This window comes from Pseudomonas sp. GW458-11-26-14-LB4, assembly GCF_059423925.1.
In genome coordinates this window covers 182,713-207,684 of the sequence record NZ_JBWKYU010000009.1, presented here as the reverse complement: position 1 = coordinate 207,684, position 24,972 = coordinate 182,713, and the positions used below count along the sequence as shown (strand labels likewise).

Genomic DNA, 24,972 nt, shown 5'->3' with positions numbered 1-24,972 from the left:
CATTCAACATTGCTGTCGATGGGCAGGGGCTTTTTTGAGGAGTCTGTTTGAGTTACGAACCGCGATAAGTGGAGAAGCCATACGGGCTCAGCAGCAACGGAATGTGATAGTGCTGATCCGTCTGCTTCACTTTAAAGATCACCGGAATCTCCGGGAAAAACGTCTCGTGCTTTGTCTTCTCGAAGTACTCGCCTGTCTTGAATACCACCCGATATTCACCCGCCTCGAACGTTTTGTTCGCCGGGAACAGTTCGGCGATCCGTCCCTGTTCATTGGTGGTGCCCTGCGCCAGCGGCTGCCAGTCCTGGCCGACATGGCGCTCCAGCGTCACGTTGATGCCCGGCGATGGCAGGCCGTTTTCCAGATTGAGTACATGCACGCTCAGCGGATTGCCGGCGGCCAGCGCCAGGCTCGAAAAAGCGCTCAGGCCGAGCGCGGCAAAAGTCATGCGCAGTGGGGTCATGGTGATGCTCCTGGGTTCAAATACGGTTGATGGAAAGGCCGACGATGTCGGCAGCCTTGATCGCGCAGTTCTCGTCTTGCTCGCCGCCGCCGGAACCGGCCACGCCCATGGCGCCGACCAGTTCCTTGCCAGCGAACAGAGGGATGCCGCCGCCGAGCAAAAGCAGCTCGTCGAGGGTGTTGAGGTTGGCGGTTTCCGGGTTGCTGCGGGCGCGCTCGGCGAACAACCGGGTCGGGGTTTTCGTCGACAGCGCGGTGTAGGCCTTGCGTTGGCTGGCGACGGTGTTGTGCGGGCCGATACCGTCGCCGCGCAAGGTCACCAACAGGTTGCCGCCACGGTCGAGCACCGATACCGTGCCGGTGCAGTTTTCCAGCGCTGTGTCGGCCAGCAGCCGTGCGGTTTTCAGATCGAGATCGGCGTGACGGGGTAGCTCAGGCGCGGCGATTGCGGCAGTGCCGAGGCCGATTGCCAGGCTGGCAACCAAGTATTTAGCGGACATGGGTAGGCTCCAGAAGCGAAGGCCGCCACCTTATCCGCCGGTCCCCGTCGAAACCTCGTCAGCCGGATTACAAGTTTGTAATGGGCAACGCCGCCGAAGGAGCCTAGCCTGTGCCTCTGATCAATCGAGGTGTGCCATGCGTTTGCTGGTCGTAGAAGATGAAGCCAAAACTGCGAATTTCCTCGCCAAAGGGCTGGGCGAGTCGGGTTTTGCCGTGGATGTGGCGCTCAATGGTCTCGACGGGCGCTACTTCATCGAGCAGCAGGAATATGACCTGATCATCCTCGACGTGATGTTGCCGGGCCTCAACGGCTGGCAATTGCTGCAGTTGATCCGCCAGCGCGGCGCCACGCCGGTGCTGTTCCTGACGGCGAAGGACGCTATCGAAGACCGCGTGCGTGGCCTCGAACTGGGGGCGGATGACTATTTGCTCAAGCCATTCGCCTTCGCCGAACTGCTGGCGCGGGTGCGCACGTTGTTGCGGCGCGGGCCGATGCGCGAGGCCGAGTCGTACAGCATCGCTGACCTGGAAATCGACGTGCTGCGCCGCCGGGTCAGCCGTGGCGGCCAGCGCATCGCCCTGACCAACAAGGAATTCGCCCTCCTGCATTTGCTCGCCAGCCGACAGGGTGAAGTGCTGTCGCGCACGCTGATTGCTTCGCAGGTGTGGAACCTGAATTTCGACAGCGACACCAACATGGTCGAAGTCGCGGTGCGTCGGCTGCGTTCGAAAGTCGATGATCCGTACATGCCCAAACTGATCCACACCGTGCGCGGGGTCGGCTATCAACTCGAAGCGCCCGACGATGCGCGCTAGATCCATCGCCTGGCGCCTGGCTCTGGCGTTCGCTGCCGTCTGCGCGCTGGTACTCAGCGCGATTGGCGTGTTCCTGTATCGCTCGCTGGCCTCGGAAATCGCCTGGCGCGACGACATGGCGTTGCTCGGTCGCCTGGAACAGGTGCGCGCGCTGCTCGCCGACAGTGACAGCCTCGACGCCTTGCAGGCGCGACCACGGCTGTACCAGAACATGCTCGGCAACCTCGACAGTCTGCTGCTGGTGCAGCGCGCGGACGGCTCGAATGTGATCACGATCAACCCTCGTCAGCGCGTATTGCCGCCGGTGCAGGCCATCCCCCGGGATCAACCGCCGCAACGCCGGGATGTGCTGACCTGGCAGGCGGCGGACGGTGTCGAACTGGCCTTGTTGTCAGGTCAGGCCCAAGGCCCGAACGGCGAAGCACTGACCGTGATCGCCGGCAAGGTCTTGAGCGAGCGCGAGCAGATGCTCGGCAGCTATCGCCTGCGCTTGTATCTGGCCGTCGGCCTGGGTGCCGTGCTCGCTTTCACGTTGGGCCTGGTGCTGTTGCGCCGTGGTTTGCGGCCTCTGCGCAAGCTGAGTGAAGCGCTGCGTGGCATCGACCTGCGCAGCCTCGACCAACGGGTTCCCACCGTCGGCACGCCAGCGGAATTACTGGAGCCGGTGCACGCGCTGAACGGCATGCTGGTGCGGCTGGACGACGGCTTCCAGCGCCTCTCACAGTTTTCCGCCGACCTCGCCCATGAAATCCGCACGCCGCTGCACACCTTGCTCGCGAGCAACGGGCAGGCACTGAATTACCCGCGCAGCAGCACCGAGTATCAGGAAGTGCTGGCGTCGAACATGGAAGAGTTCGAACGGCTCAAGCGCATGGCCGAAAACCTGATGTTTCTCGCCCGCGCAGAGCAGGCTGAGAGAGCGCTTGATCTGCGCACGCTGGAGTTGCACGAAATCGGCGATGAGTTGTGCGACTACTTCGAAGCCCTGGCCGATGACCGTGAAATCCGCCTCGAAAACACGCTCAGCGGAGAATTGCTGGCGGATCAGCAACTGCTGCAACGTGCCTTGGGCAATTTGCTGGCCAACGCCGTACGTCATGCCGATGCTGGCTCGGTCATCAGCCTGCGCCGACGCGATGAACCAGGCATGTGCTGGCTGCAAGTCCACAACCTCGGCCCGGTGATCGCGGATGAGCATCTGGGCAAACTGTTCGACCGCTTCTACCGCGTCGACCCGTCCCGCGCCGAACCGGGAGATTCCGGCGGATTGGGACTGGCGATCGTGCAGTCGATCATGCAGTTGCATGGGGGGCGGGTGCGGGTCAGCAGTGATGCAACGGGTACGGTTTTTGAGCTTGGATTTGTAACCAGTCGCTAATCGACCCGCACATGCCGTTTCATCTGAGCTAGACTCGCCCTGAATTGGCATCAAATGCGATGCATATTTCTTTATTTACGATTTATTGCACTGTATATAATGCACTGGTGTGTCATGGAACAGTTGGGCGAACTGATCAGAACTCTGCGCAAAGCGCAAAAACTCTCGCAACAGGCGTTGGCGCAACGTTACGGCATGAGCCGCGCCACCATTTCGGGTATCGAAAACAATACGATTTCTGAAATTGGTCTGCGCAAAGTCGAGGCGATCCTCAACGGCTTTGGCTATGAGCTGACGGCGGTTCCCGTGAGAGCGCAACGCCCGACACTCGACGCGTTGCAGAAGGTCAATTTCCATGACTGAGCCGACAGATCGCTTGCACATCACAGTCGCTGATAGCCCGGTCGGAACGCTCGGTCGAGGGCAGCCGGGCATGGACAGTGTGTTCAGTTATCGCGAGGACGCCATCGACGAGAATGCAGTGTCGCTGACAATGCCGACCCGGCTGGAGAGCTACGGCTGGGAGCGGGGCATTCATCCCGTCTTCGAAATGAATCTGCCGGAAGGCGCGCTGCGCGATGAGCTGGTTCGACGCTTCAGTAAAGCAGTGCGCGGTTTTGATGATTTCGCCTTGCTCGCTATCGTCGGACCGCATCAGTTGGGACGGCTGGCGATTACCAGCGAGTTGGCAACCGAGCGTCAGCCCGAAACATCATTGGCCGAGCTTTTGGTGCATGACGGTGCCCAGGGATTGTTCGATGATTTGCTACAGAAGTACGGCCAATACTCCGGGGTTTCGGGCGTACAGCCCAAAGTTCTGGTGCGCGACAGTGCGGCAGCAGTTGATCGCCTGACTCACCGAGGCTCCACACATCTGGTCAAAGCCTTCCGTCCCGAAGAGTTTCCCGAGCTGGCGACCAACGAGTACTTCTGTATGCGCGCCGCAGCGCTTAGCGGACTTGAAGTGCCAAAGTTTGAATTGAGTGAGCAGGGCAAATTTCTGGTGGTCGAGCGTTTTGACCTGATTGAGCACGGCTATCTGGGTTTCGAGGACTTCTGCGTACTCAATGGCTGGCCTTCCAGAGCCAAATACGATGGTTCTTACGAAGGCGCTGCCCGACAGATCAAGGCCTTTGTTTCGCCTGCGCTGTTGAGTCAGGCGCTGGAAGCTTTTTTCAAGATCGTAGCGCTGTCGGCGGGACTGAAAAATGGCGATGCGCACCTGAAGAACTTCGGTGTGCTGTATGACCATTGCGGTGCGCAGGCTTCGATCCGGCTGGCCCCGGCTTACGACATCATCACCACATCGGTTTACATCAGGAACGACAGCCTGGCCTTGCTGCTGGGCGGGTCGAAGGCATGGCCCAAGCAGAAGGCGCTCATCCGCTTCGGCCGTACGGCGTGCAATCTCACTGAAGGCCGGTGCAATGAACTACTGCAGCAGGTTGTTCATGGCATGCAGACGGCGATGGCGGAAATGCTCGAGCATTGCCGAACCCATCAGTCATTCGCCGAGGTGGGTACGGCAATGATCGAGCAGTGGGAGTCCGGGATTGAACGCAGTCTGACCAAGGGTTGAATGCCCATGTGCGCTCAGCGCAACTGATCCCGAAACTGCCCCGGCGTCATCCCGGTCCAGCGTTTGAACGCGCGGCTGAAGCTGCTGGTATCGGCAAAACCCAACAGATAACTGACCTCGCTCAGCGAGCATTGCGGATCGCGCAGGTGCAGCAGCGCGAGGTTTTCGCGGCTTTCATTCAGCAGGGTGTCGAAGCGACAACCCTCGTCCGCCAGGTGCCGTTGCAGGCTGCGCAGGCTCAGGTGCAGGGCCTGGGCGATGCGTTCAGCGCTGGGTTCGCCTTCGGGCAGTTGTTCTTCGATGGCGTCGCGCACCTTGCGTTCCCAGGTCAGCGGCTTGAGCTGGGCGAGGGTGCGTTTGAGCACTGCTTCGTTGTGCTCGGCCAGTTCCGGGTTGGCGTCGTCGAGGTGACTGTCGAAGTCGGCGAGGGCGAATTCGATGCGGTCTTCTTCGGCGGAAAAATGCACCGGCGAGCGGAACACCTTGTGCCACTGATGCGCATCGGCCGGCTCCGGGCGGCGCAGGTACACCGCCAGTGGTGCGTAGTCGCGACCCAGGCGATTGCGGCAGGTGCGCACGTAGATGGCGGCAAAGGCGTCGATGGCTTCGAAGGCGGGGGCCGGGTTGCCGGCCGGGATTTTCAGGCGAAACCGGTAGCGGTCCTCGGTGCGGGTCAGCTCCAGCTCAAGCGCGTCGCTGACCACCTGGTGATAACGCACGATCCGCTCGAACACCTCCCGCAGGCTGCCGCTGGCCACTAACGCATAGCCCAGTGCGTGAAAGGTCGTGGGGCTGACGAACCGCGACACTCGTAAACCGATCGCCGGATCACCGCTGACCTGTACCGCAATTTCCCACAGGCGCGTGGTGGCGGACAACGGATAGCGGGCGTTCGGGTCGTCCATCAGTTGCGGATCGAGCCCGGCCTGCTGGCACAGGGCAGTGCTGTCCAGCCCCAGCGCGTCGAGTTGCTTGCGCAGGGCGCGGGTCCAGCTGGCGAGAGAAGTCGGTTCCTTCATGCTGATTGGCGCTTCCGGTCAACAGGTTGGCGTTCTCGGCTACCGCGTTTGGAGTCCGCGCGGGGCAGGATGCGAACATCAATAACCAGAGGATGGAAGCATGGACCGTACTTCTGCAAGTCCCCAGCGACACAATGCTGCCCAGCGATCAGCGCATATTCGCGAAGTGGTGCTGGCCAAGGGCGTGGAACTGCGCGAGCGCTACCCGATTCTCAAGCATCAGGATGCACTCGGCGCCGGGATTCTCGCCTTTGCTCTGGCCGGAATGATCGGTTCGGCGGCGCTGTATATCAGCGGGCACCTGGCGTGGTGGGTATGCCTGTTGCTCAACGCGTTTTTCGCTTCGCTGACCCACGAACTCGAACACGACCTGATCCACAGCATGTATTTCCGCAAACAGCGGGTGCCACACAATCTGATGATGGGCCTGGTGTGGCTGGCGCGGCCGAGCACGATCAACCCGTGGATCCGCCGCCATCTGCACCTCAATCATCACAAGGTGTCCGGTACCGAAACCGACATGGAAGAACGGGCGATCACCAATGGCGAGCCTTGGGGTTTCGCGCGGTTGCTGATGGTGGGCGACAACGTGATGTCGGCGTTCATCCGCATGCTGCGGGCCAAGACCTGGGCGCACAAGTTCAGCATCATCAAACGCACTTTGAAGGTCTACGCGCCGCTGGCGCTGGTGCATTGGGGGGCTTGGTATGTGTTTCTCGGATTCCATGCGGCCAATGGAATCGCTTACCTGATGGGCTCGCCGATTGAATGGTCGGCGACCACGTTGTCGGTGATGCAGGTGATCGACATCGCCGCCGTGGTGATCATCGGCCCGAACGTATTGCGCACTTTCTGCCTGCACTTCATCAGTTCGAACATGCATTACTACGGGGATGTGGAGCCGGGTAATGTGCTTCAGCAGTGCCAGGTGTTGAATCCGTGGTGGCTGTGGCCGTTGCAGGCGTTCTGCTTCAACTTCGGCAGCAGTCACGGGATTCATCATTTTGTGGTGAAGGAGCCGTTTTACATTCGCCAGCTGACGGTGCCGGTGGCGCACAAGGTGATGCGGGAGATGGGGGTTCGGTTCAACGATTTCGGGACGTTTTGGCGGGCGAACAGGTTTGTTCGCAAGGAGAATGAAGGGTTGGCGGGTAAGGCGATCGAGGTGAACTGACTTTGTGTTTTCGGCTGGAGATCCAGCCCTCACCCTAACCCTCTCCCGGGGGGAGAGGGGACTGATTGGGGGATATTTAGGAGATGCGCCGACTTGAAAGTGCTTTACCGAATCCACAATCAACTCGGTTTCTCAGGTCGATGTATAGCGAAAGACACCTCGGTCAGCTCCCTCTCCCTCCGGGCGGTCCGACGTTTCGGGAGGGCTGGGGTGAGGGAGGGCTTTTGATCCTGCCCTCAATCCGGCTGAAACGGCGACTCACTCAGAATCACCCCGGTCTCCTCCACATACCGCTGCCAATGCTCGATCAGCGCTTCAAGCCTTTGCGGCTGACTCGACGCCAGGTCATGAATCTCCCCCGGATCACTCCCCAGATCATAAAGCTGCCAGGTCGCCGGCCCCACCGGCCCGGGAATCCACACCACCTTCCACTTTCCCTGCCGAATCGCCCGGCGCCCGAACAATTCCCAGCCGGTGACGGTGTGTTCGTCATGCACCTGCGCCGTCTCGCCGGACAAGAACCCCAGCCACGATTTACCGCGCAACGGCGCCACCGGTTTGCCGTGCCATTGCTTGCCCGGATGGCGCACGCCAGCCAGATCGAGAATGGTTGGTGTGATGTCCATCACCGTGCCAAAACCATGGCTGATCTGCCCCTTCAGCGGCAGCTGCGGATAATGCAGCAGCGCCGGAACGCGAATCCCGCCCTCGGTGGTGAACGCCTTGAACAGGCGTGACGGCGCGGTCGCCACCTGCGCCCAGTTCGGCCCGTACCAGACATAGGAATTGGCGCGGCCGATGTTGTCGAGGCTGTTGTCGTAATGCTGGCTCAGATACGTCATCAGCTCCGGACCGAATTTCGGGAAGGCCTCCAGCAGCGCACCTTCGGCACCGTTGTCGGACATGAACAGGATGAAGGTGTTGTCGAGCTGACCCTGCTGGCGCAGGTAATCGACGACGCGCCCGATGTTCCAGTCCATACGCTCGACCATCGCCGCGTAGACCTCCATCGCCCGGGCGGAAATGCGTTTTTGTTCATCGCTCAGCGCGTCCCATTGCGCGGTCAGCTGGATCAGCGGATGCGGTTCGACATCCGGCTCGATCAATCCCAGCGACTTGAGTTTTTCCAGACGCTCGAGGCGCAAGACTTCGGGGCCCGCGTCGTAGCGGCCACGGTATTTTTCGACGATGTCGGCGGGCGCCTGCAACGGCCAGTGCGGCGCGGAAAACGGCAGGTAGGCGAAGAACGGTCGGCTCTGGTCGCGCTCCTTGAGGTACTGCAACAGCTTGTCGCCAAACGCGTCGGAAGAATAGAAGTCCTTCGGCAATTCGTCGATGAGCGTGTCGTCCTCGATGTACAGCGCCGGGGTGGATTTCAGCAGGCCGGGCGTGTGTTCGTCGTAGGTCGGTTCGAAGCCGTAGTGATTGGCCGCGCCGGGCAGCAGCGAGAACGAACGCTCGAAACCACGGGCGTGGGGCGCCAGTTCGGCGGTCAGGCCCAGGTGCCATTTGCCGCTCATCAAGGTCTGGTAACCGGCCTCGCGCAGCAACTCCGGCAGCGCGACGACACGTTCGTTGAGGTAACCCTCGTAACCTGGTTTGCCGATCAGCTCCGGGGTCAGCGCTTCGGCCATGGTGCCGATGCCGGCGATGTGGTGATCGGTGCCGGTGAGCAGCATCGAGCGGGTCGGCGAACAGGTCGGTGCGGTGTGAAAGTCGGTCAGGCGCAGGCCGTTGGTGGCCAGGGCATCGAGGTTCGGCGTGGCGATTTCGCCGCCGAACGCGCCGATGTCGGAGAAGCCGAGGTCATCGGCCAGAATCACCAGAAAGTTGGGACGTTGCGGCATCAACAGGCTCCTGTTCAGCAGGCAATGAACGACAGCGGCAGATCGCGGATCTGTACCGGTGCGCTCGGTTGGTAATGATCGTCACTGGTCAGCTCGTGCAGCAGTTCTTCGCGCAGCTGATGGAAGTCGAAACCGCTGCGCTGGCGCGGATGGGGCAGGGCGATGTCCACCACCCGCTTGATCCGGCCGGGGCGCGGTTCCATGACTACCACGCGGTCGGCGAGGAAAATCGCTTCCTCGACATCGTGGGTGACCAGAATCGTGGTGATCTTTGCCCGTTCGCGAATCGCCAGCAGCTCGTCCTGCATCTGCTGGCGGGTGAGCGCATCGAGGGCGCCGAAGGGTTCGTCGAGCAGCAGGATTCGTGGGTTCGCCACCAGACCGCGAGCAATCGCCACGCGCTGGGCCATGCCGCCGGAGAGTTGATGCGGGTAGGCGCGGGTGAAGTCGCGCAGGCCCACCAGTTCGATGAAATCATTGATGCGTTGCTGCTTTTCGGAGGCAGCCAGCGGCTCGTTGACCAGGCCCAGGCCGATGTTGTCGGCCACCGTCAGCCACGGGAACAAACGGTGTTCCTGAAACACGATGCCGCGCTCGCCGCCGATGCCGTTGACGGCTTTGCCATCGACTGTGATCTGCCCGCGAAACTGCGTATCGAGGCCCACCAGCAAACGCAGCAGGGTGGATTTGCCGCAGCCGCTGGAACCGACGATGGCGACGAATTCGCCCTCGGCGATGTCGAGGTTGAATTCGCGAATCGCTTCCAGTTCGAAACCGTCGACGTCGAAGGATTTGCCTACATGGTTGAAGCTGACAATCGGTGCGTTCATGCGTGTCTCCAGCGGGTGGCGCGGATTTCCAAGCGTTGGCCAATGAGGTTGAGCAAGGCGCCGGTGAGGCCGACCAGCAGCATCCCGGCCATGATCAGGTCCATGCGCAGCAGTTGTTGGGCGCCGATCATCTGGCTGCCGATGCCGCCGTTGGACGGCATGAAGTATTCGGCGCCGATGGTGCCGAGCCAGGCGTAGATCAGGCTCAGGCGCAGGCCGGCGAAAATCCCCGGCGCGGCGCCCGGCAATACCAGTCGGCGCAGCCGTTGAGCGAGGCTCAGGCGCAGCACCTGCGCGGCTTCGTTGAGTTGTGGCGAGAGGTTGGCGACGCTGCGTTGGGTTGCGACAAACAACGGAAAGAATGCGGCGAGGGCAACGAACACCCACTTCGCCAGTTCGCCCAGACCGAACCACGCGGTGAGCAGCGGCACCCAGGCGAAAATCGCGATCTGCCGCAGGGCGGCGAAGGTCGGGCCGAGCACGCGTTCGCTGGTACGCGACAGACCCAGCAACAAACCCAGCACGAGGCCGAGGCCGCCGCCAATCAGCAAGCCGCCGAGTGTGCGGCCCAGGCTCAGGGCCATGCCCGAGATCAACGTGCCGTCGAGCAATCCGTTTTTCGTCGCCTCAAGCACCACCCACGGACTGACCAGAATGTTGGCATCGATCCATTGCTGATCGACCGCCAGTTGCCACAGCGCAAACAGCGCCAGCGGCAGCAGCCACGGCTGTACGCGTTGCCAGCCTTCGTAGCGTGGGCCGCGACGGATTTCTGCCGTGGCCGGGTGCGGCCAGTGCACCAGTTTTTTGTCCAGCAGACCGATGCCGCGATCCATCGCCACGCCGATCAGGCCGATTACGACGATGCACACGAAGACGATGTCGAGCATGAACAGCTGTCGCGCCCAGACCATCAAGTAACCGATGCCTTCGCTGGAGGCCAGCAGTTCCACCGCGAGCAATGAAGTCCAGCCAGCGGCGAGCGCCAAGCGTACGCCGGCCATGAATGCGGGGAGGGCGGCGGGCAGCACCAGACGACGGATCAACAGTCGTGGCGGCAAACGTAAAACAGCGGCGGCTTCACGCAATTTGGGTTGCGCATCACGCACGCCGACCAGCGTGTGCAGGGTTACCGGCACCACGATGGCCTTGACCAGCACCACCAGTTTCAGCGTTTCGCCGATGCCGAAAAACACCATGAACAACGGAATCCACGCCAGCGTCGGCACCTGGGCCAGGCCGGCGAATGTCGGGAAGATCAGGCGCTCGAGGCGGCGGCTGAAGCCCAGCGCCGCACCGAGCACTGCGCCGGCGCTAACACCCGCCAGCAGTCCCCAGAACAACCGTTGCAGGCTGATCCACAAATGACTCCACAACTCGCCCTGGGACAGTTCGATCGCGCTGCTCCACACCAGTGACGGCGCGGGCAGGATCTGTTCGCTCATCCATTGATTGCGCGCCGCCAGCCACCACAGGGCGAACAGTCCGAGCGGTAATATCCAGGGTAAAACGCGGTGGCTCAGGCTTGGCCAGGTGCGCCGGCTTTTCAACGGCGGTGCGGCCAGTGGCAGGCTGAGCAGGGATTCACGGGCCATGGGTGACCTCCGTTGTCGGGTTGGATCGTGTCAGCGGAATTAGCTAAAAACCAATTGTTATAAGTGAGTTAGAAAATAATCATTTTGGAGATAAGCAGCGCCATTTAAGGCCTCCAGCCCTGCGCGCATCCAATGCATTCGAAGAATATTTTCGATGCTCTCCATGCATACGGCTCTGCATGTCCCGACTTTGCTGGCTTAGCTTGAAAAGCTATAAAAATGTGCTTTTTAAGTATTTAAGCGCTGATACGGATTGCGCCTACTTTCGGCTCCTCAATGCCCGCCGTGATCAGGAGCCGCACCCATGAACCTTCCCTTCAAACGTGTCATCAGTCTGTTTGCCGCGCCGGCGCTGGCGGGTCTGCTGGCGTTCTCTGCCCAGGCCGACGAGCTCAAGGAAATCAGGATTGCCGTGCCTGATCTGAGCGCGGGTACTCAACACAGCGGCGGGGGCATCGTGGACGTGCTGCGCGATCAGCAGATCTTCGAAAAGGCTTTCGCCGATCAGGGCATCAAGATTCAGTGGAGCTTCTTCAAAGGCGCCGGGCCTGTGATCAACGAGGCGTTCGCCAATGGCCAGGTGGACCTGGCCTATCTCGGAGATCTGGCGGCCATCATCGGCAAGTCCAACGGTCTCGATACGCGCCTGCTCAGCGCCAGCGCCCGGGGTGTGAAGCAATACCTGGGCGTGGTGCCGGGTTCGGGGATCAAGACGTTGCAGGATCTCAAAGGCAAGCGCGTGGCGATCTTTCGCGGCACCGCGACCCAGTTGTCGTTCGATGCGGCGCTGGCCAGCGTGGGCCTGAGCGAGAAGGACGTGAAGGTGATCAACCTCGATTTCAACGCAGCGGTTGCGGCGCTGGCGGCGAAGCAGATCGATGCGTCGTGGGGCAGTTCCGGGTTGACTGCATTGCAGGCCAAAGGCCTGGCCGAGTTGCCGCTTAACACCAAGGACCTCGGTGGCGCCGGCAGTGTACAGTCAGTGCTGGTGGGCACTGGCAAGTTTGTCGACGGGCATCCGGAAGCCGTGGCGAAGCTGCTCAAGGCGCAGCAGCAGGCAGTAGAGTGGCTGACTCAGGACAGCAACAAGGACGCTTACGTGCAACTGGTTTCGGGGCTCGCGAGCTATCCGCCGGTGATCCTGACCCAGGATCTGAAGGATCAGAATCTGAGCGAAGTGTTCCCGTCGACACTGGATCCGCTGTTCCTCGAAAACCTGCAGGGCAAGGTGGATCTGGCGGCGCAGCAGAAGCTGATCCGCAAGCCGTTCAAGGTGAACGAGTGGGTGGCGCCTGAGCTGGCGGCTGCGAAGCTCTGAATCTTGCGGTCATTCCCGCGCAGAGCGTGGGAATGACCCTCAAACCGCGACGCTGATCGCCTGTTTATCCACTGCCACCAGCGTCTCGATCATCGCCCGCGCCGCCGGTGACAGCCGGAATCCCGTGCGGCTGACGATCCCGCACCGTGCATTCATGCTCTCCAGATTCTGCGGCAGATTGCGCCAGTGCAGCAGCGCCAGTGAGCCTTGGGCGATGTCCTCGACAAACGCCTCTTCAGTACCCACGCCGATCGCGTTGGATTGCAGCACCACTTTCACCAGCGCCGGAAAGTGCTCGGTCTCGATGGTCGGCGAAAAGTCGATCCGTCCGCTGAGATTCGCCAGCAGTTTGCGAATGCCCGGCGGGATCAGCGTGGTCGCCAGCGGGTAGTCGAACATGTCGTTGGTCGACAGGCTTTCCTTGGCCAGCAGCGGATGCCCCGGCCGGCAGAAAAACACCCCGCGCTTGGGCGTCAGCGGCTGGGTCTGGAAGTTCGGGTCGGATTCGAAATGGCGGATATCGGCGATGAAGAATTCGATCTCCTCGCGGCTCAGGGCGCGGCTGAGTTTTTCCCAGTTATCCACCTGAAAACAGGTGCGCACTTTCGGGTGCGCATTGATGAATTGCGCCACCGCGTCCGGCACCAGTTTCACTGCCGGCGCCGGGCCGCAACCGAAGTGCAGTTCGCCGGCGTCGAGCTTGGTCATCTGCGTCACTTCGGCGCTGAGCAACGCCGCGCCCTGCACCAGGGTCAGGGCGTGTTGCAGCACCACCTGACCTTCGGGTGTCGGGCGCAGATCCTTGTTGCCGCGATCCACCAGCACGCAGCCGAACTCCTGCTCCAGCCCTTGGATGCTGCGGCTGAACGCCGGTTGAGTGATGCCCATGGCGTCGGCCGCGCGGACAAAACTGCGGTGTTCGTTGAGGGCGATGAAGTAGCGCAGCTGGCGAAGATCCATATGCTTTTCCGGCATCCTAAAAATAGCTCGAAGGCATTTGCGACGAGGTTGCTTGAGGTTTTAAATGCAAGCTCTTATTCCGTCAACGAAGCATGTGAATATCTATTAGATGTAAATGGAATATAGATAGAGCGTTGTTTCGCTGCCGTCCAACCGCAAGCAGTCGATGAGGGTCTACCCATGAGCAATGCCGCACTCGCTGTAAAACCCGCTGTCCACGCGCTGGACATTCATCCGGTGGCCGGCCGTATCGGCGCCGAAATTCGTGGCGTGCACCTGTCCGGCGAGCTGGATGCCGCGACGGTTAAAGCGATTCAACAGGCGCTGATCCAGTACAAGGTCGTGTTCTTCCGCGAGCAGACCCAGCTCGACGATCAACGTCAGGAAGCCTTCGCCCATTTGCTCGGCGAGCCGGTGGCGCACCCGACCGTGCCGTCCCGCGAGGGCACCCGTTATCTGCTGGAGCTGGACGGCGCCGAAGGGCAGCGCGCCAATTCGTGGCACACCGACGTGACCTTCGTCGATGCCTACCCGAAAGCCTCGATCCTGCGCTCGGTGGTGGCCCCGGCGTTCGGTGGCGACACGCTGTGGGCGAACACCGCGACCGCGTACAACGAACTGCCGACTGAATTGCGTGAGCTGGCAGACAAACTGGTGGCCGTGCACAGCAACGAGTACGACTACGCCGCCGTGAAGCCGGACGTGTCGGCGGAGAAGCTCGAGCGCTATCGCAAGATCTTCACCTCGACCGTCTACGAGACCGAGCACCCGGTGGTGCGTGTGCATCCGATCAGCGGCGAAAAGAGCTTGCTGCTGGGGCATTTCGTCAAACGCATCAAGGGCTATTCCCAGGCCGATTCGGCGCACCTGTTCGGCTTGCTGCAAAGTCATGTGATCCGCCAGGAGAACGTCGTGCGCTGGCGCTGGAAGGCCGGTGATGTGGCGATCTGGGATAACCGTTCGACGCAGCATTATGCGATTGATGATTACGGCACTCAGGATCGGGTGGTGCGGCGGGTGACGCTGAAAGGAGAAGTGCCGGTCGGGGCGAATGGGCAGCGTAGCCAGACCATCAAAGGGCGTGAGTAAGAGCAGAAGATCAAAAGCCCCTCACCCCCGCCCTCTCCCGGAGGGAGAGGGAGCTGACCGAGATGTCTGGCGCCATACATCGACCTGAAGGATCAAGTCGATTATGGATTCAGCAAAGCTCATACAGGTCAGCGCAAATCACCAATATCCCGCGGTCAGTCCCCTCTCCCTCCGGGAGAGGGTTAGGGTGAGGGGGCTCTTGCTCTTGCCTTCGCTCGATCACTACCAAACGCCAATCTGAACGAGCTTCTCGGTCTCGGGCTCCCCATAGCGAAACCGCTGCCCGCGCAAATCAATCTCCTGATGACTGATCGTCGTGCGCCGCTTCAACCCGCGCACCCACTCGAACAGATACCCCGCATGCTCCTCGCGCACCGCCGCATACGCCTGGTCCGCGCCCAGATCCTGCAGCTCCTGCGGATCATTCAACAGATCGAAAAGCTGCGGTCGGAAGCCGTCATACGCCAGGTATTTCCAGCGTTCGCTGCGCACCATGGTCATGCGGCAACGGTCGATCGGCTGGCCCAGTCGCTCCCGCGCCGGGGCCTGAAAGGCGTAGTCGTATTCGCTGATCGCATAGCGGCGCCAATCCGGGTTTTCACCGTGCAGCAGCGGAATCAGCGAGCGACCTTCCAGCCGATGCTCGGCCCCCGTCACGCCCAGCGCTTCGAGAAAGGTCGGCACGCCGTCGATGGTTTCCGCCAGACGTTCGTCCACCGTGCCCCGGGTGACATCCGCCGCCGCACGCGGGTCGCGCACGATCAATGGCACGCCCACCGCCTGCTCCAGCAAAAATTCCTTCTCGCCCAACCAGTGATCGCCCAGGAAGTCGCCGTGATCGCTGGTGAACACGATCAGCGTGTCCTCCCAGCGGCCGTTGCTTTGCAGGAAGTCGAACAGCCGCCCCAACTGATCATCGACCTGTTTGACCAGACCCATGTACGTCGGGATGACGTTCAGTCGTACCGGATCTTTGGAGAAATTCAGGCTTTCCTCATGCTGGCGAAAGGCCTGATAGACGGGGTGGTCGCTTGGAGAGGCATTACGTACCGGTTCGAGAATCGATTTCGTACTGTACAAAGTGTGGTACGGCGCCGGTACGATGTAGGGCCAGTGGGGTTTGATATAGGACAGGTGTAAAAACCACGGTTTTTCACCTTGCTCACCGATGAAGTCGATGGCTCGATTTGTAGTGTAGACAGTCTCTGAATGTTGCTCGGGAATTCGCGCCGGCAAATGAGCATTGCGCATTTTCCAGCCGCTGAGGATTTCTCCGTTGTCGCCTTCGGCCGCGTTGGCCCAGTCGTGCCAGGGGTTACGCCCTTCGAAACCCTGCTCGCGCAGGTAGTGGGTGTATGGCGCGGATTCGCGCTTGTCATCGAACAGCGGGTCGTCGGGGAAGATGCCGTCGTGACGGAAGTACGGCTCGAAGCCGACTTCATTCAGCACTTCGGCCTGGGCGCTTTCGGGGTTGATCGCCAGCCGCTGCAAGGCATCCACGTTGGCCGTGGCGTGGGTCTTGCCGACCAGCGCAGTACGAATGCCGTGGGGTCGCAGGTAATCGCCGATGGTCAGTTCTTCCAGCGGCAGCGGCACCGCGTTCCACGCCACTTGATGGCTACTGACATAGCGCCCGGTGTAGGCCGACATCCGTGATGGGCCGCAAATCGTGCCCTGTGTATAGGCGCGGCTGAAGCGCACGCCGGCGGCGGCCAGGCGATCAATGTTCGGGGTGTGCAGGTGCGGGTGGCCGTAGCACGACAGGTAATCGCGGCGCAGCTGATCGCACATGATGTACAGCACGTTGCGCACGGGGTTTTGCGGGTTGGACATGGGGTTCACCAGTCAGAAAGACAGGCGAGGTTTTTCGCTTTCGGCGAGGGTGTTCGGCAAGTGCATTCGGGGAATGCTTGCCATGCATGAAACGCATGGGCTCAGACGGCGAGGTTCGCCAGTGAGTACACCTCTTCTTCCACCGCATCGATCGCCTTGATCTGCTCGATCATCGCCTCGGCCAACGGCGACAGCCGATACCCGGCGCGGCTGACAATTCCGTAACGGGTGTAAAGCTCCTCCAGATCATCCGCCAACCCTTCGACCTTCAAGCACACCAGTTCACCCCGGGCTTGATGCAGTGCATCCGAATAGGCACCGACGATGCCGATCGCATCGGAGCGCAGCACCACGCCGAGCAGGCTGGCGCTGTTCTCGCACTCCACGTTCGGAACGAAATCCGGGCGACCACTGAGGTCGACGATGACCTTGCGCAGATTCGGCGGGCGAATGCTCACGGCCAGCGGATAACTCATCAATTGCTCGGCGGTGACCCGATCCGATGCGGCCAGCGGATGCCCGGCGCGACAGCAGAAATGCCATTTGCGCGGCCTCAACCGGTGGGTCAGATAATCCGGATCTGCCTCGAAGTGCCGAGTGTCGGCAACGAAGAATTCGAACTCTTCGCTCAGCAGCCGTTTGCTCAGGCTCTGCCAGTCATCGACCTGGTAATGCACCCGCGCTTTCGGGTAGCGGCCGATGAAGCTGCCGATCGCTCGGGGGATCAATCCTGCCGCTGGCGCCGGGCCACAACCGAAGCGCAATTCCCCCGCCTCCAATCCGTTGAACTGGCTGATCTCGTTGGCCATCTGCTGCGCACCGCTGACCAGTCGCCGCGCATGTTCAAGCAGCACCTGGCCCTGTTTGGTCGGCGGCAATTCCTTGCGCCCGCGATCCACCAATTGGCAACCGACGCTGTGCTCCAGCGCCTGAATGCTGCGGCTGAACGCTGACTGCGACAGGTTCACCGCCTGCGCGCCGGCGACGAAGCTGCGTTGTTCGGCGAGGGCGATGAAGTGTCTGAGCTGGCGCAAGTCGATATGCATTTTTCACATAAAAAATATCCGGGAAATGCATTGGATATGCATTAGGTCGACTCCTTATAAAGGCAATCTCTTATGCAGTAAATCTTTGTAAAAACATAAATAAATAACTTAAAAGAATATGCGGCACGGAAGATGTCTGCGTGTTTTTTGACCAGGAGCAGTCCCATGAGTCCGTTGAACCTCGCTTCACCGCCGCCGCCACGACGGCTCAAACGTCTGCCTCTGGCCCTGTTGCTGGCGGGGAGTGCCAGCTGGACCCACGGCTACGCCGCTGAAACGCAAACCCCTGTGCCAGCACCGGCCGGCAAGACCGCGACCGCCACTTCGCAACTGGAAACCGTGACCGTCACCACCCGCCGTCGAGAAGAAAGTTCTCAGGACGTGCCGACGCCCATGAGCGTGGTCAGCGGCCAGACTCTGGAGACGCAAAGGGTCTACCGGATTCAGGATCTGCAGCAACTGGTGCCCAGCGTCAACGTCGCCTACATGCATGCGCGCCAGTCCAGCGTGTCGATCCGGGGCCTGGGCAACAACCCGGCCAGCGATGGTCTGGAAGGCAGCGTCGGGCTGTACATCGACAACGTTTATCTGGGTCGCCCGGGGATGGCGGTGTTCGATCTGATGGACATCGAGCAGCTGGAAGTCCTGCGCGGGCCGCAGGGGACGTTGTTCGGCAAGAACACCACCGCCGGCGTGATCAACATCAGCACCCGCGCGCCGAGTTTTACCCCGGAGCGCAGCATCGAAACCTCGGTCGGCGAGGACGGTTACTTCCAGACCAAGGGCACGATTTCCGGGCCGCTCAACGATGTGCTGGCCGGGCGTTTGTCGGCCTATCGCACTCGTAGCGACGGCGACATCAAGAACGAATTCAACGGCCATGATCTGAACGGCGGTTCCCGCGACGGCTTCCGTGCGCAGTTGCTGTTCAAGCCCAACGAAAACTTCAACCTGCGCTGGATCGGTGATTACAACGAAGAGGATTCCAGCGCCGGCACCCGCGTGCTGTACAACACCGGGCCGACCATCAATGGCGTCAATCTCTACTCGGCCCGCGCCGCCGCTGCCGGCGCGACGCTGGTCAACGGCTCGCACCGCAAGGTCAATCTGGATAATGACCAGCACGTCACCGTGCATCAGGGCGGCACGTCGGTGGAGGCCAACTGGACCCTGCCGAGCGACTTCACCCTGACCTCGGTCAGCTCCTACCGCTTCTGGAATTTCACCCCGCGCAACGATGATGGCCTCAACGTGCCGGCAACCTACAACGCCGGGGTGTCGGTGGAGGACAAACAGTATTCCCAGGAATTTCGTCTCGCCTCGCCCAAGGGCGAGTTCTTCGATTACGTCCTCGGTGCCTACTATTTCGGCTCGGACCTGGACAACAAATCCTTCGCCTATTACGGCCCGCAGTCAGACATCTGGAACGGCACGCCACGGGGCGCGCTGGCCAGCGTCAACAGCGTCGGCCGTGGCCATATCAAGACCGACAGCTTCGCTCTGTTCGCCCAAGGCACCTGGCATCTGACCCCGCGTCTGGATTTCACCGCCGGGGTGCGTGGCACCTATGAAGAGAAGAACGCCTGGGTCAATCGCGACGCGCCGGTTGGTGGTGCTGCTGTCACGGGTGCCGCCGCCACTGCGCGACGCGGCCGGACTGGCGCCTACGATTCCGGCGACCTGAACCAGTACAGCTCCAGCCCATCCGGATTGCTCAACCTCAGCTATCGCTTCACCGATGATCTGCTCGGCTACGCCACCTTGTCTCACGGTGAAAAATCCGGTGGGGTCAACCTTGTGGTCGGCTCGGCCCCGACCGCTGGTGCCGACTCGTTGCTTATCGGTACCGAGCGCGCCAACAACGCCGAACTCGGTTTCAAGAGCACGCTGTGGGATCGCCGTTTGCAGCTCAACGCCAACGTGTTCTGGACTCAGGTCAACGCTTACCAGACCAACGCCTACGACGACGTCAACCGTGTGCAATACCTGACCAACGCCGGTTCAGTGCGCTCGCGCGGCGTGGAGTTCGAGAGCACCGTGATCCCGTTGCGCGGCCTGACGCTGAACTTCAACGGCTCGTACAACGACGTCAGTTACCTCTCGTACAAGGACGCGCCGTGCCCGCCGGAAGTCAGCCAGGCACCGGGTGCTCCGGCCTCGTGCGACCTCAGCGGTCATCAGGTGGTCGGCGCCTCGAAATGGATCGGCAACGCCAACGGCAAGTACGAATGGAATCTGGATAACGGCCTGCAACCTTACGTCACCGGCAGCTACGCGTTCCGCTCAAAGGCAGTCGGTACGGTGGAAGATTCCGATTACGGCCAGATCCCGAGTTACGCGGTGGTCAATCTCTCCACCGGCCTGCGCGGCGATTTCAATCAGGGTCAGTGGGACGTCTCGCTGTGGCTGAAAAACGCCTTCGACAAAACCTACTACACGACCCTGTGGACCGGCGGCAACGGCGGCTATGAAGGCCTGCTCGGCACGCCGCGCACCCTCGGCGTCACCGGTCGCTACGACTTTTGATCGATCCTTCAAGGAGCTGCATCATGTTGCGCATCAAAACCGCTTTACCGGTGTTGTTGTCCGGCGCAGTGCTCAGTGCCGGGGCGCTTGCCGCGCCCAGCGTCTACCCCACCGGCGTCACCCGATACGACCCGGCCAAGGCCTTCAATCAATATGTGATCTTCAGCGGTGCCGACAAGCAGACGCACCTGATCGACATGAACGGCAACGAGGTGAAGAACTGGCCGCAGTCGGGTTTCCCCTCGGCAATCATCGACCCGCAACTGGTCGGTGGCGAGCGCGGCCATGTGTTGCTGCAACTGAGCGAAAAGGATCCGGGCAAGCTCGGTTCCGCCGGCAATGGCCTCGGCAATCAGAGCGTCGGCGAGCTGGACTGGAATGGCAAAGTCGTCTGGCAATGGGGCGACAAGGCGCCCGGTGGTGCGGCGCAACAGCATCACGATCAGCGTCGCCTGAGCAACGGCAACACTGTGGTGCTGGCGAACAAGGTGCACAAGGTCAAAGGCTTCAAAGTGCCTGAGGTGATCGACGATGCGATTTACGAAGTCAGCCCCGCCGGCGAGGTGAAATGGCAGTGGCTGGCGTCGGATCACTTGAACGAATTCGGCTTCACCGCCGAGCAGTTGAAGCTGGTGCGCGCCAGTGAAAATCCGGATTACCTGCACATCAACAACCTCAGCCTGGTCGGGCCGAACAAGTGGTTCGATGCCGGCGACAAGCGCTTCAATCCGGACAACCTGTTGATCGATTCGCGCAACGCCAACTTCATCGCGATCATCGACAAACACACCGGCAAAGTGGTCTGGCGCCTGGGGCCGAATCTGCCGCTGGCCAATCCGAAAACCGCGCAGAAAATCCCGCGCCCGGTAGACCAGTTCGTCGGCCAGCATGATGCGCACATCATTCCGGCCGGACTGCCCGGCGCGGGCAATCTGCTGGTGTTCGACAACCAGGGTTCGGCGGGTTATCCGAACGTTACGCTGGGGCTGATTTCCGGTTCGCGGGTGCTGGAGATCGACCCGGTGAAAAATGAAATCGTCTGGCAGTACAGCGCGGCCAATTCGAAGCAGCCGGGGTGGGCGTTCTACAGCTCGTTCATCAGCAGCGCGCGGCGCTTGCCCAACGGCAACACACTGATAGACGAAGGCATGAACGGGCGGTTTTTCCAGGTGACGGCCAGCGGTGAAAACGTCTGGGAATACGTCAGCCCTTATCTGGGTAAGGCGCCGGGCAGCGACGCGATCAGCAACTGGGTCTATCGGGCCCTTCCTGTGAGTTATGACTGGGTGCCGGCAGGTACGCCGCGTTCGGAGACGGCAGTGATTGCGCCGGCCATTGGTGTGCAACAAACCAATGCCAGTCGTTAGTTATTAAGAGTCTTCCGAATCGAAATAAGTTATGAGCGACATGAATGGTGCATATAGCAATTTCGTTGAAAAGTCGCGTGGACAATAAATGAATGTCCAACCATCCTGAGTGTCGTGAGTTTCCAGGAGGAAACTTGCTCTCATCGGAAGACACTTATCCAACGATAAAGGAAATCTCGTTATGTCGAGCATTAATGGCACTTATGTAAATGCCAACTCTGGCGCCAAGCTGGTTATCACCGACGGTAATGATTCCAATGGCAGCTTCAGCGGCACCCTCAGCCAGGGTGGCGTGAATTACGACATCCGTTACGGGAACTACCACTTCCAGAACAGCACCGGCAACCCGACCACAATCGCGGTGCTGGCTCAGAACGGAAATAGTGGTTATCAGACCTGGACGCTGTTTTCGCCTGATCACAACTACGCGAAACTCCGGGCTACCGGCTCGCGCGTGAACTTCGATGGTGAAGTTGTGAACTTGGGTGGTGAGTTTCTGAAGCAATAAGAAATTCCGTAAATCGAAGGCCGATGCATTAAACATGCATCGGCCTTTTTGTTTTCCTTTTAAAAAGTCCGTCAACTATTACCTTGGCATTAGTTGTCACTGAATCCCGGTCATCGATAACCCGATGCCTTGGATGAATACTTTTTATGCCGGGAAAGCATGTCGATTCCGGCGAATCGCTGGAAGCCTTGCAGGCCGTGGCTTTGGCGGAAATGACCGTTTTATATATTCCATAAACGTCTATTCATAACATGAAAGATTACTTTCGGAGATAAGCCGCTGGCCCAATGATTGACCTATCGATCACGCCGTGGGGGATTCAACAAGCGGCGAATCGGCTAAGCGAAAAAACGCAAAGAGACCGCAGGGAGTAAATCAATGGGCAATGTCCAGACCGCCGCCAGTGCACAGGAGGTGCTGTGGCGCCAGGCGCCGAGCGGCGAGTTGGTCGATCTCGGCCGGCCCCATCGTGTGCCGTTGGGGCAGCTGCGTTTGCAGCGCGCGCCCAAGGGCATTCTGAGCCGCCGCGAAACGATTCTGCTCGGCGTTCTGGCGCTGGTGGTACATGGCGCGGTGATCTACTGGATCAACCAGCATCCGACACCGGCGCTGCCGATCGTGCCGCCGGAAATTCCACCGATGACCATCGAATTTTCGCGCCCGGCGCCACCGGCACCACCTGTGGTTGTACCGCCACCACCGGCGCCTGTGGTCGAGCCTCCGCCACCGGTGGAGGACGAACTGGCAACTAAGCCACCACCGAAACCGAAGCCGATCCCCAAACCGAAACCGGTCGCCAAACCTGTACCGAAACCAGCGCCAAAAGCCGTCGAGCAACCACCGGCTCCGCCACAACCGGCCGCTCCGGTCGCCGCGCCAGCGCCACCTGCACCACCGGCGCCTGCTCCGGTGACGCCGGCCTCGGCCAACGCGGCGTACCTGAAGAACCCGGCGCCGGAGTATCCGTCGCTGGCCCAGCGTCGCGGTTGGGAAGGCACGGTGCTGTTGCGGGTGCACGTGTTGGCCAGTGGCAAACCGGGCGAGATCCAAATTCAGAAAAGCAGTGGCCGGCAACAGCTCGACGACGCGGCGCTGGACGCCGTGAAGCGCTGGAGCTTCGTGCCGGCCAAGCAGGGTGATGTCGCCCAGGACGGCTGGGTCAGCGTACCCATCGATTTCAAGATTCATTAAACCGAAACCAATTTCGCGCTAAACGTTTACACGAGGGAACACATCATGACGTTACTGGCATCTCCACTGGAATCCATCGAAAGCGCGGTGATCTGGCTGCTGGTGGTCTTCTCTGTCGCCACTTGGGGCCTGGCATTGCTCAAGGCTTTGCAGTTCGGCCGGTTGAAGGCGCAGGACCGAAAATTTCACAAACGCTTCTGGGCGGCGTCGAGTCTGGACTCCGCCGCCGAGTTGAGCGAAACCCAGCCCGGCGCGGCAGCGCGGGTGGCACAGGCCGGTTATGCGGCGATACAAGTGGGCGAGGCGCCGCAGGCCAATGACCTGAGCCAGGCGATCAATCATCAGGATCGCCTCGAACGTGCCTTGCGCCAGCAGATCGTCCGCGAGCGCCGTTCGCTGGAAACCGGTCTGGCGGTGGTCGCGAGTATTGGCAGCACCTCGCCGTTCATTGGTCTGTTCGGCACGGTGTGGGGAATCATGGAAGCGTTGAAAGGCATCAGCGCGGCAGGTTCGGCGAGCCTGGAAACGGTCGCAGGGCCCATCGGTGCAGCGCTGGTCGCCACCGGGGTGGGGATCGCGGTCGCGGTGCCGGCGGTGCTGGTTTACAACTACTTTTTGCGTCGTCTGAAACTGACGGCGGCGGACCTGGACGACTTTGCCCACGACTTCTACAGCCTGGCGCAAAAGAGCTCGTTCCGCGTACTGATTCACCCGACCGCGCACAAGGCTGCGGCCCAGGGCAACGCAACAAAAGTGAAGGAGGCGTCCTGATATGGCCTTCTCCACGCAAGACAGCGACGAGGTGCTGAGCGAGATCAACGTGACGCCGCTGGTGGACGTGATGCTGGTGCTGTTGGTGGTGTTCATCGTCACCGCGCCGCTTTTGACCAACGCGATACCGATCAACCTGCCGAAAACCGAAGCGGTGGCGCCGGTCGAGCAGAAAGACCCGTTGGTGGTGAGCATCGACGGTGCTGGAAAACTGTTTATCAACAAGGACGAAATCCAGCCGGACCTGCTGGAGTTCAACCTCAAGTCGGCCAAGGCCAAGGACCCGGAAGTGCGCGTGCAATTGCAGGCCGACGACGGGGTGAATTACGGCGAAGTGGCGCGAGCCATGGCTTCGATTGAGCGGGCGGGCATCACCAAGCTGTCGGTGATCACTGCACGATAAGGGTTTCACGTTTTTCCGGGGCCGTCTCCTTGGCAGGGTGCGGCCCCTTTTTTTGCCCAATGCTTAATATGCTTTTCAGGTCTTAATAAATAGCTTCTTATTCCTTAACGAATATATATCCCGTCCCTATACTCGTTCAGGAACAGACACGACGCAGGAGAGCTCCCCCATGCGCAACGAATCAATCCGTTATCTGATTGTGCCGGGCTGGCAAGGATCGCCAGAAGATCATTGGCAAACCCACTGGCAGAACAGCCTGCCCAACAGCGCGCGGGTGGAGCAGGCCGACTGGCTGACGCCGCGTCGTGAAGACTGGGTCGCGGCGCTGGCCGAGGCGATTGCCGCTGACAGCTCGCCGGTGATTCTCATCGCGCACAGTCTGGGCTGCATCACTGTGGCGCACTGGGCGGCCACCGCGCCACTGCATCATTTGCGTCAGGTGCGCGGGGCGCTGCTGGTGGCGCCGGCGGATGTCGAGCGTCCGGCGTGCGTGCCGGCACTGCGGAACTTCGCACCGATCCCGACCGATCTGCTGCCCTTCCCGAGCCAGGTCGTCAGCTCCGACAACGACGCCGCCGTCAGTGCGCCGCGTGCGCTGGAACTGGCGCGCAACTGGGGCGCCGAGGCGGGGATTCTCGCAGGTGCCGGCCATATCAACGTGAAGTCCGGGCATCAACGCTGGGAGCAGGGATTCGCTTATCTGTATCGCCTGCAAAACCGCATGGAACACCACGCCCGGCGCCGTGCCTGACCACTTTT

The 24,972-nt window shown here is 60.9% G+C and carries 23 protein-coding genes; 14 read left to right on the top strand and 9 right to left on the bottom strand.

Translation table 11 applies throughout. The features are described 5' to 3' along the window. Positions 1-52: 52 nt before the first annotated feature. Both uraH and AC07XZ_RS14580 read right to left on the bottom strand, forming a co-directional pair. Entirely contained in the window at positions 53-463 is a 411-nt protein-coding gene (uraH, locus tag AC07XZ_RS14585) for a hydroxyisourate hydrolase (protein ID WP_102687466.1), read from the bottom strand. 16 nt (positions 464-479) lie between these two features. After that, positions 480-962, bottom strand: a complete 483-nt coding sequence (locus AC07XZ_RS14580; RefSeq protein ID WP_102687467.1) for a GlcG/HbpS family heme-binding protein — start codon at positions 960-962, stop codon at positions 480-482. Positions 963-1,098: 136 nt separating this feature from the next. Between AC07XZ_RS14580 and AC07XZ_RS14575 the strand changes: the two genes are divergently transcribed. The 4 genes from AC07XZ_RS14575 (at position 1,099) to AC07XZ_RS14560 (ending at position 4,736) form a co-directional block, all read left to right on the top strand. Continuing rightward, positions 1,099-1,779: a heavy metal response regulator transcription factor gene (locus AC07XZ_RS14575; RefSeq protein ID WP_085697973.1), complete on the top strand. Its 681-nt coding sequence runs from the start codon at positions 1,099-1,101 to the stop codon at positions 1,777-1,779. Beyond that, the gene (locus AC07XZ_RS14570; protein WP_102687468.1) at positions 1,769-3,157 is read left to right on the top strand and encodes a heavy metal sensor histidine kinase; all 1,389 of its coding nucleotides are present in this window, start codon (positions 1,769-1,771) and stop codon (positions 3,155-3,157) included. The genes AC07XZ_RS14575 and AC07XZ_RS14570 overlap by 11 nt, the downstream gene beginning before the upstream one ends. Positions 3,158-3,271: 114 nt before the next feature. Next, positions 3,272-3,520 (top strand): helix-turn-helix domain-containing protein, encoded by a 249-nt coding sequence (locus AC07XZ_RS14565; protein WP_085746304.1) that lies wholly within the window; start codon positions 3,272-3,274, stop codon positions 3,518-3,520. Next, entirely contained in the window at positions 3,513-4,736 is a 1,224-nt protein-coding gene (locus AC07XZ_RS14560; RefSeq protein ID WP_102687469.1) for a type II toxin-antitoxin system HipA family toxin, read from the top strand. The genes AC07XZ_RS14565 and AC07XZ_RS14560 overlap by 8 nt, the downstream gene beginning before the upstream one ends. Before the next feature lie 14 nt (positions 4,737-4,750). Here AC07XZ_RS14560 and AC07XZ_RS14555 read toward each other — a convergent pair whose 3' ends face one another. Continuing rightward, positions 4,751-5,755: an AraC family transcriptional regulator gene (locus tag AC07XZ_RS14555; RefSeq protein WP_085746306.1), complete on the bottom strand. Its 1,005-nt coding sequence runs from the start codon at positions 5,753-5,755 to the stop codon at positions 4,751-4,753. Positions 5,756-5,855: 100 nt separating this feature from the next. Between AC07XZ_RS14555 and AC07XZ_RS14550 the strand changes: the two genes are divergently transcribed. Beyond that, positions 5,856-6,929, top strand: coding sequence for a fatty acid desaturase (locus AC07XZ_RS14550; RefSeq protein ID WP_102687470.1), 1,074 nt, complete (start codon positions 5,856-5,858; stop codon positions 6,927-6,929). Between the two features lie 236 nt (positions 6,930-7,165). On the opposite strand, the gene AC07XZ_RS14545 is transcribed toward AC07XZ_RS14550, so the two are convergent. The 3 genes from AC07XZ_RS14545 to AC07XZ_RS14535 are packed head-to-tail and all read right to left on the bottom strand — an operon-like array spanning position 7,166 to position 11,201. Next, positions 7,166-8,776: an arylsulfatase gene (locus tag AC07XZ_RS14545; protein ID WP_102687471.1), complete on the bottom strand. Its 1,611-nt coding sequence runs from the start codon at positions 8,774-8,776 to the stop codon at positions 7,166-7,168. 14 nt (positions 8,777-8,790) lie between these two features. Beyond that, on the bottom strand, positions 8,791-9,606 hold the full coding sequence (locus tag AC07XZ_RS14540) for an ABC transporter ATP-binding protein (protein ID WP_102687472.1): 816 nt from the start codon (positions 9,604-9,606) through the stop codon (positions 8,791-8,793). Then, positions 9,603-11,201, bottom strand: coding sequence for an ABC transporter permease (locus AC07XZ_RS14535; RefSeq protein ID WP_102687473.1), 1,599 nt, complete (start codon positions 11,199-11,201; stop codon positions 9,603-9,605). Before AC07XZ_RS14535 ends, AC07XZ_RS14540 begins: the two co-directional genes overlap by 4 nt. Positions 11,202-11,505: 304 nt before the next feature. Between AC07XZ_RS14535 and AC07XZ_RS14530 the strand changes: the two genes are divergently transcribed. Continuing rightward, on the top strand, positions 11,506-12,519 hold the full coding sequence (locus tag AC07XZ_RS14530) for an ABC transporter substrate-binding protein (protein WP_011331920.1): 1,014 nt from the start codon (positions 11,506-11,508) through the stop codon (positions 12,517-12,519). A gap of 39 nt (positions 12,520-12,558) precedes the next feature. Here AC07XZ_RS14530 and AC07XZ_RS14525 read toward each other — a convergent pair whose 3' ends face one another. Further along, entirely contained in the window at positions 12,559-13,479 is a 921-nt protein-coding gene (locus AC07XZ_RS14525; protein ID WP_041475105.1) for a LysR family transcriptional regulator, read from the bottom strand. Positions 13,480-13,659: 180 nt separating this feature from the next. Here AC07XZ_RS14525 and AC07XZ_RS14520 point away from each other — a divergent pair, with 180 nt between their 5' ends. Beyond that, entirely contained in the window at positions 13,660-14,568 is a 909-nt protein-coding gene (locus AC07XZ_RS14520) for a TauD/TfdA dioxygenase family protein (protein WP_102687474.1), read from the top strand. A gap of 222 nt (positions 14,569-14,790) precedes the next feature. On the opposite strand, the gene AC07XZ_RS14515 is transcribed toward AC07XZ_RS14520, so the two are convergent. Together AC07XZ_RS14515 and AC07XZ_RS14510 are read right to left on the bottom strand one after the other, a co-directional pair. Continuing rightward, on the bottom strand, positions 14,791-16,401 hold the full coding sequence (locus AC07XZ_RS14515) for an alkaline phosphatase family protein (RefSeq protein WP_102687475.1): 1,611 nt from the start codon (positions 16,399-16,401) through the stop codon (positions 14,791-14,793). Between the two features lie 101 nt (positions 16,402-16,502). Continuing rightward, a complete protein-coding gene (locus tag AC07XZ_RS14510) occupies positions 16,503-17,447 on the bottom strand; it encodes a LysR family transcriptional regulator (RefSeq protein WP_102687476.1) in 945 nt (314 codons plus the stop codon). A 165-nt stretch (positions 17,448-17,612) separates the two neighbouring features. Here AC07XZ_RS14510 and AC07XZ_RS14505 point away from each other — a divergent pair, with 165 nt between their 5' ends. The 7 genes from AC07XZ_RS14505 to AC07XZ_RS14475 all read left to right on the top strand — a co-directional run bounded on the left by AC07XZ_RS14505 (position 17,613) and on the right by AC07XZ_RS14475 (position 24,964). Then, positions 17,613-19,973, top strand: coding sequence for a TonB-dependent receptor (locus AC07XZ_RS14505; protein WP_102687477.1), 2,361 nt, complete (start codon positions 17,613-17,615; stop codon positions 19,971-19,973). Positions 19,974-19,996: 23 nt separating this feature from the next. Further along, positions 19,997-21,340, top strand: coding sequence for an aryl-sulfate sulfotransferase (locus AC07XZ_RS14500; protein ID WP_102687478.1), 1,344 nt, complete (start codon positions 19,997-19,999; stop codon positions 21,338-21,340). 181 nt (positions 21,341-21,521) lie between these two features. Next, a complete protein-coding gene (locus tag AC07XZ_RS14495) occupies positions 21,522-21,848 on the top strand; it encodes a hypothetical protein (RefSeq protein ID WP_039764506.1) in 327 nt (108 codons plus the stop codon). Between the two features lie 378 nt (positions 21,849-22,226). Continuing rightward, positions 22,227-23,039 (top strand): energy transducer TonB, encoded by an 813-nt coding sequence (locus AC07XZ_RS14490; protein ID WP_041475106.1) that lies wholly within the window; start codon positions 22,227-22,229, stop codon positions 23,037-23,039. Positions 23,040-23,084: 45 nt separating this feature from the next. Continuing rightward, positions 23,085-23,810: a MotA/TolQ/ExbB proton channel family protein gene (locus AC07XZ_RS14485; RefSeq protein ID WP_007952775.1), complete on the top strand. Its 726-nt coding sequence runs from the start codon at positions 23,085-23,087 to the stop codon at positions 23,808-23,810. 1 nt (position 23,811) lies between these two features. After that, positions 23,812-24,213 carry an ExbD/TolR family protein gene (locus AC07XZ_RS14480; RefSeq protein WP_003220570.1) on the top strand — a complete coding sequence of 134 codons (402 nt, stop codon included), beginning with the start codon at positions 23,812-23,814 and terminating at the stop codon, positions 24,211-24,213. 169 nt (positions 24,214-24,382) lie between these two features. After that, complete coding sequence (locus tag AC07XZ_RS14475) at positions 24,383-24,964, top strand: alpha/beta hydrolase (protein WP_007952774.1); 582 nt, start codon at positions 24,383-24,385, stop codon at positions 24,962-24,964. Positions 24,965-24,972 lie beyond the last annotated feature (8 nt).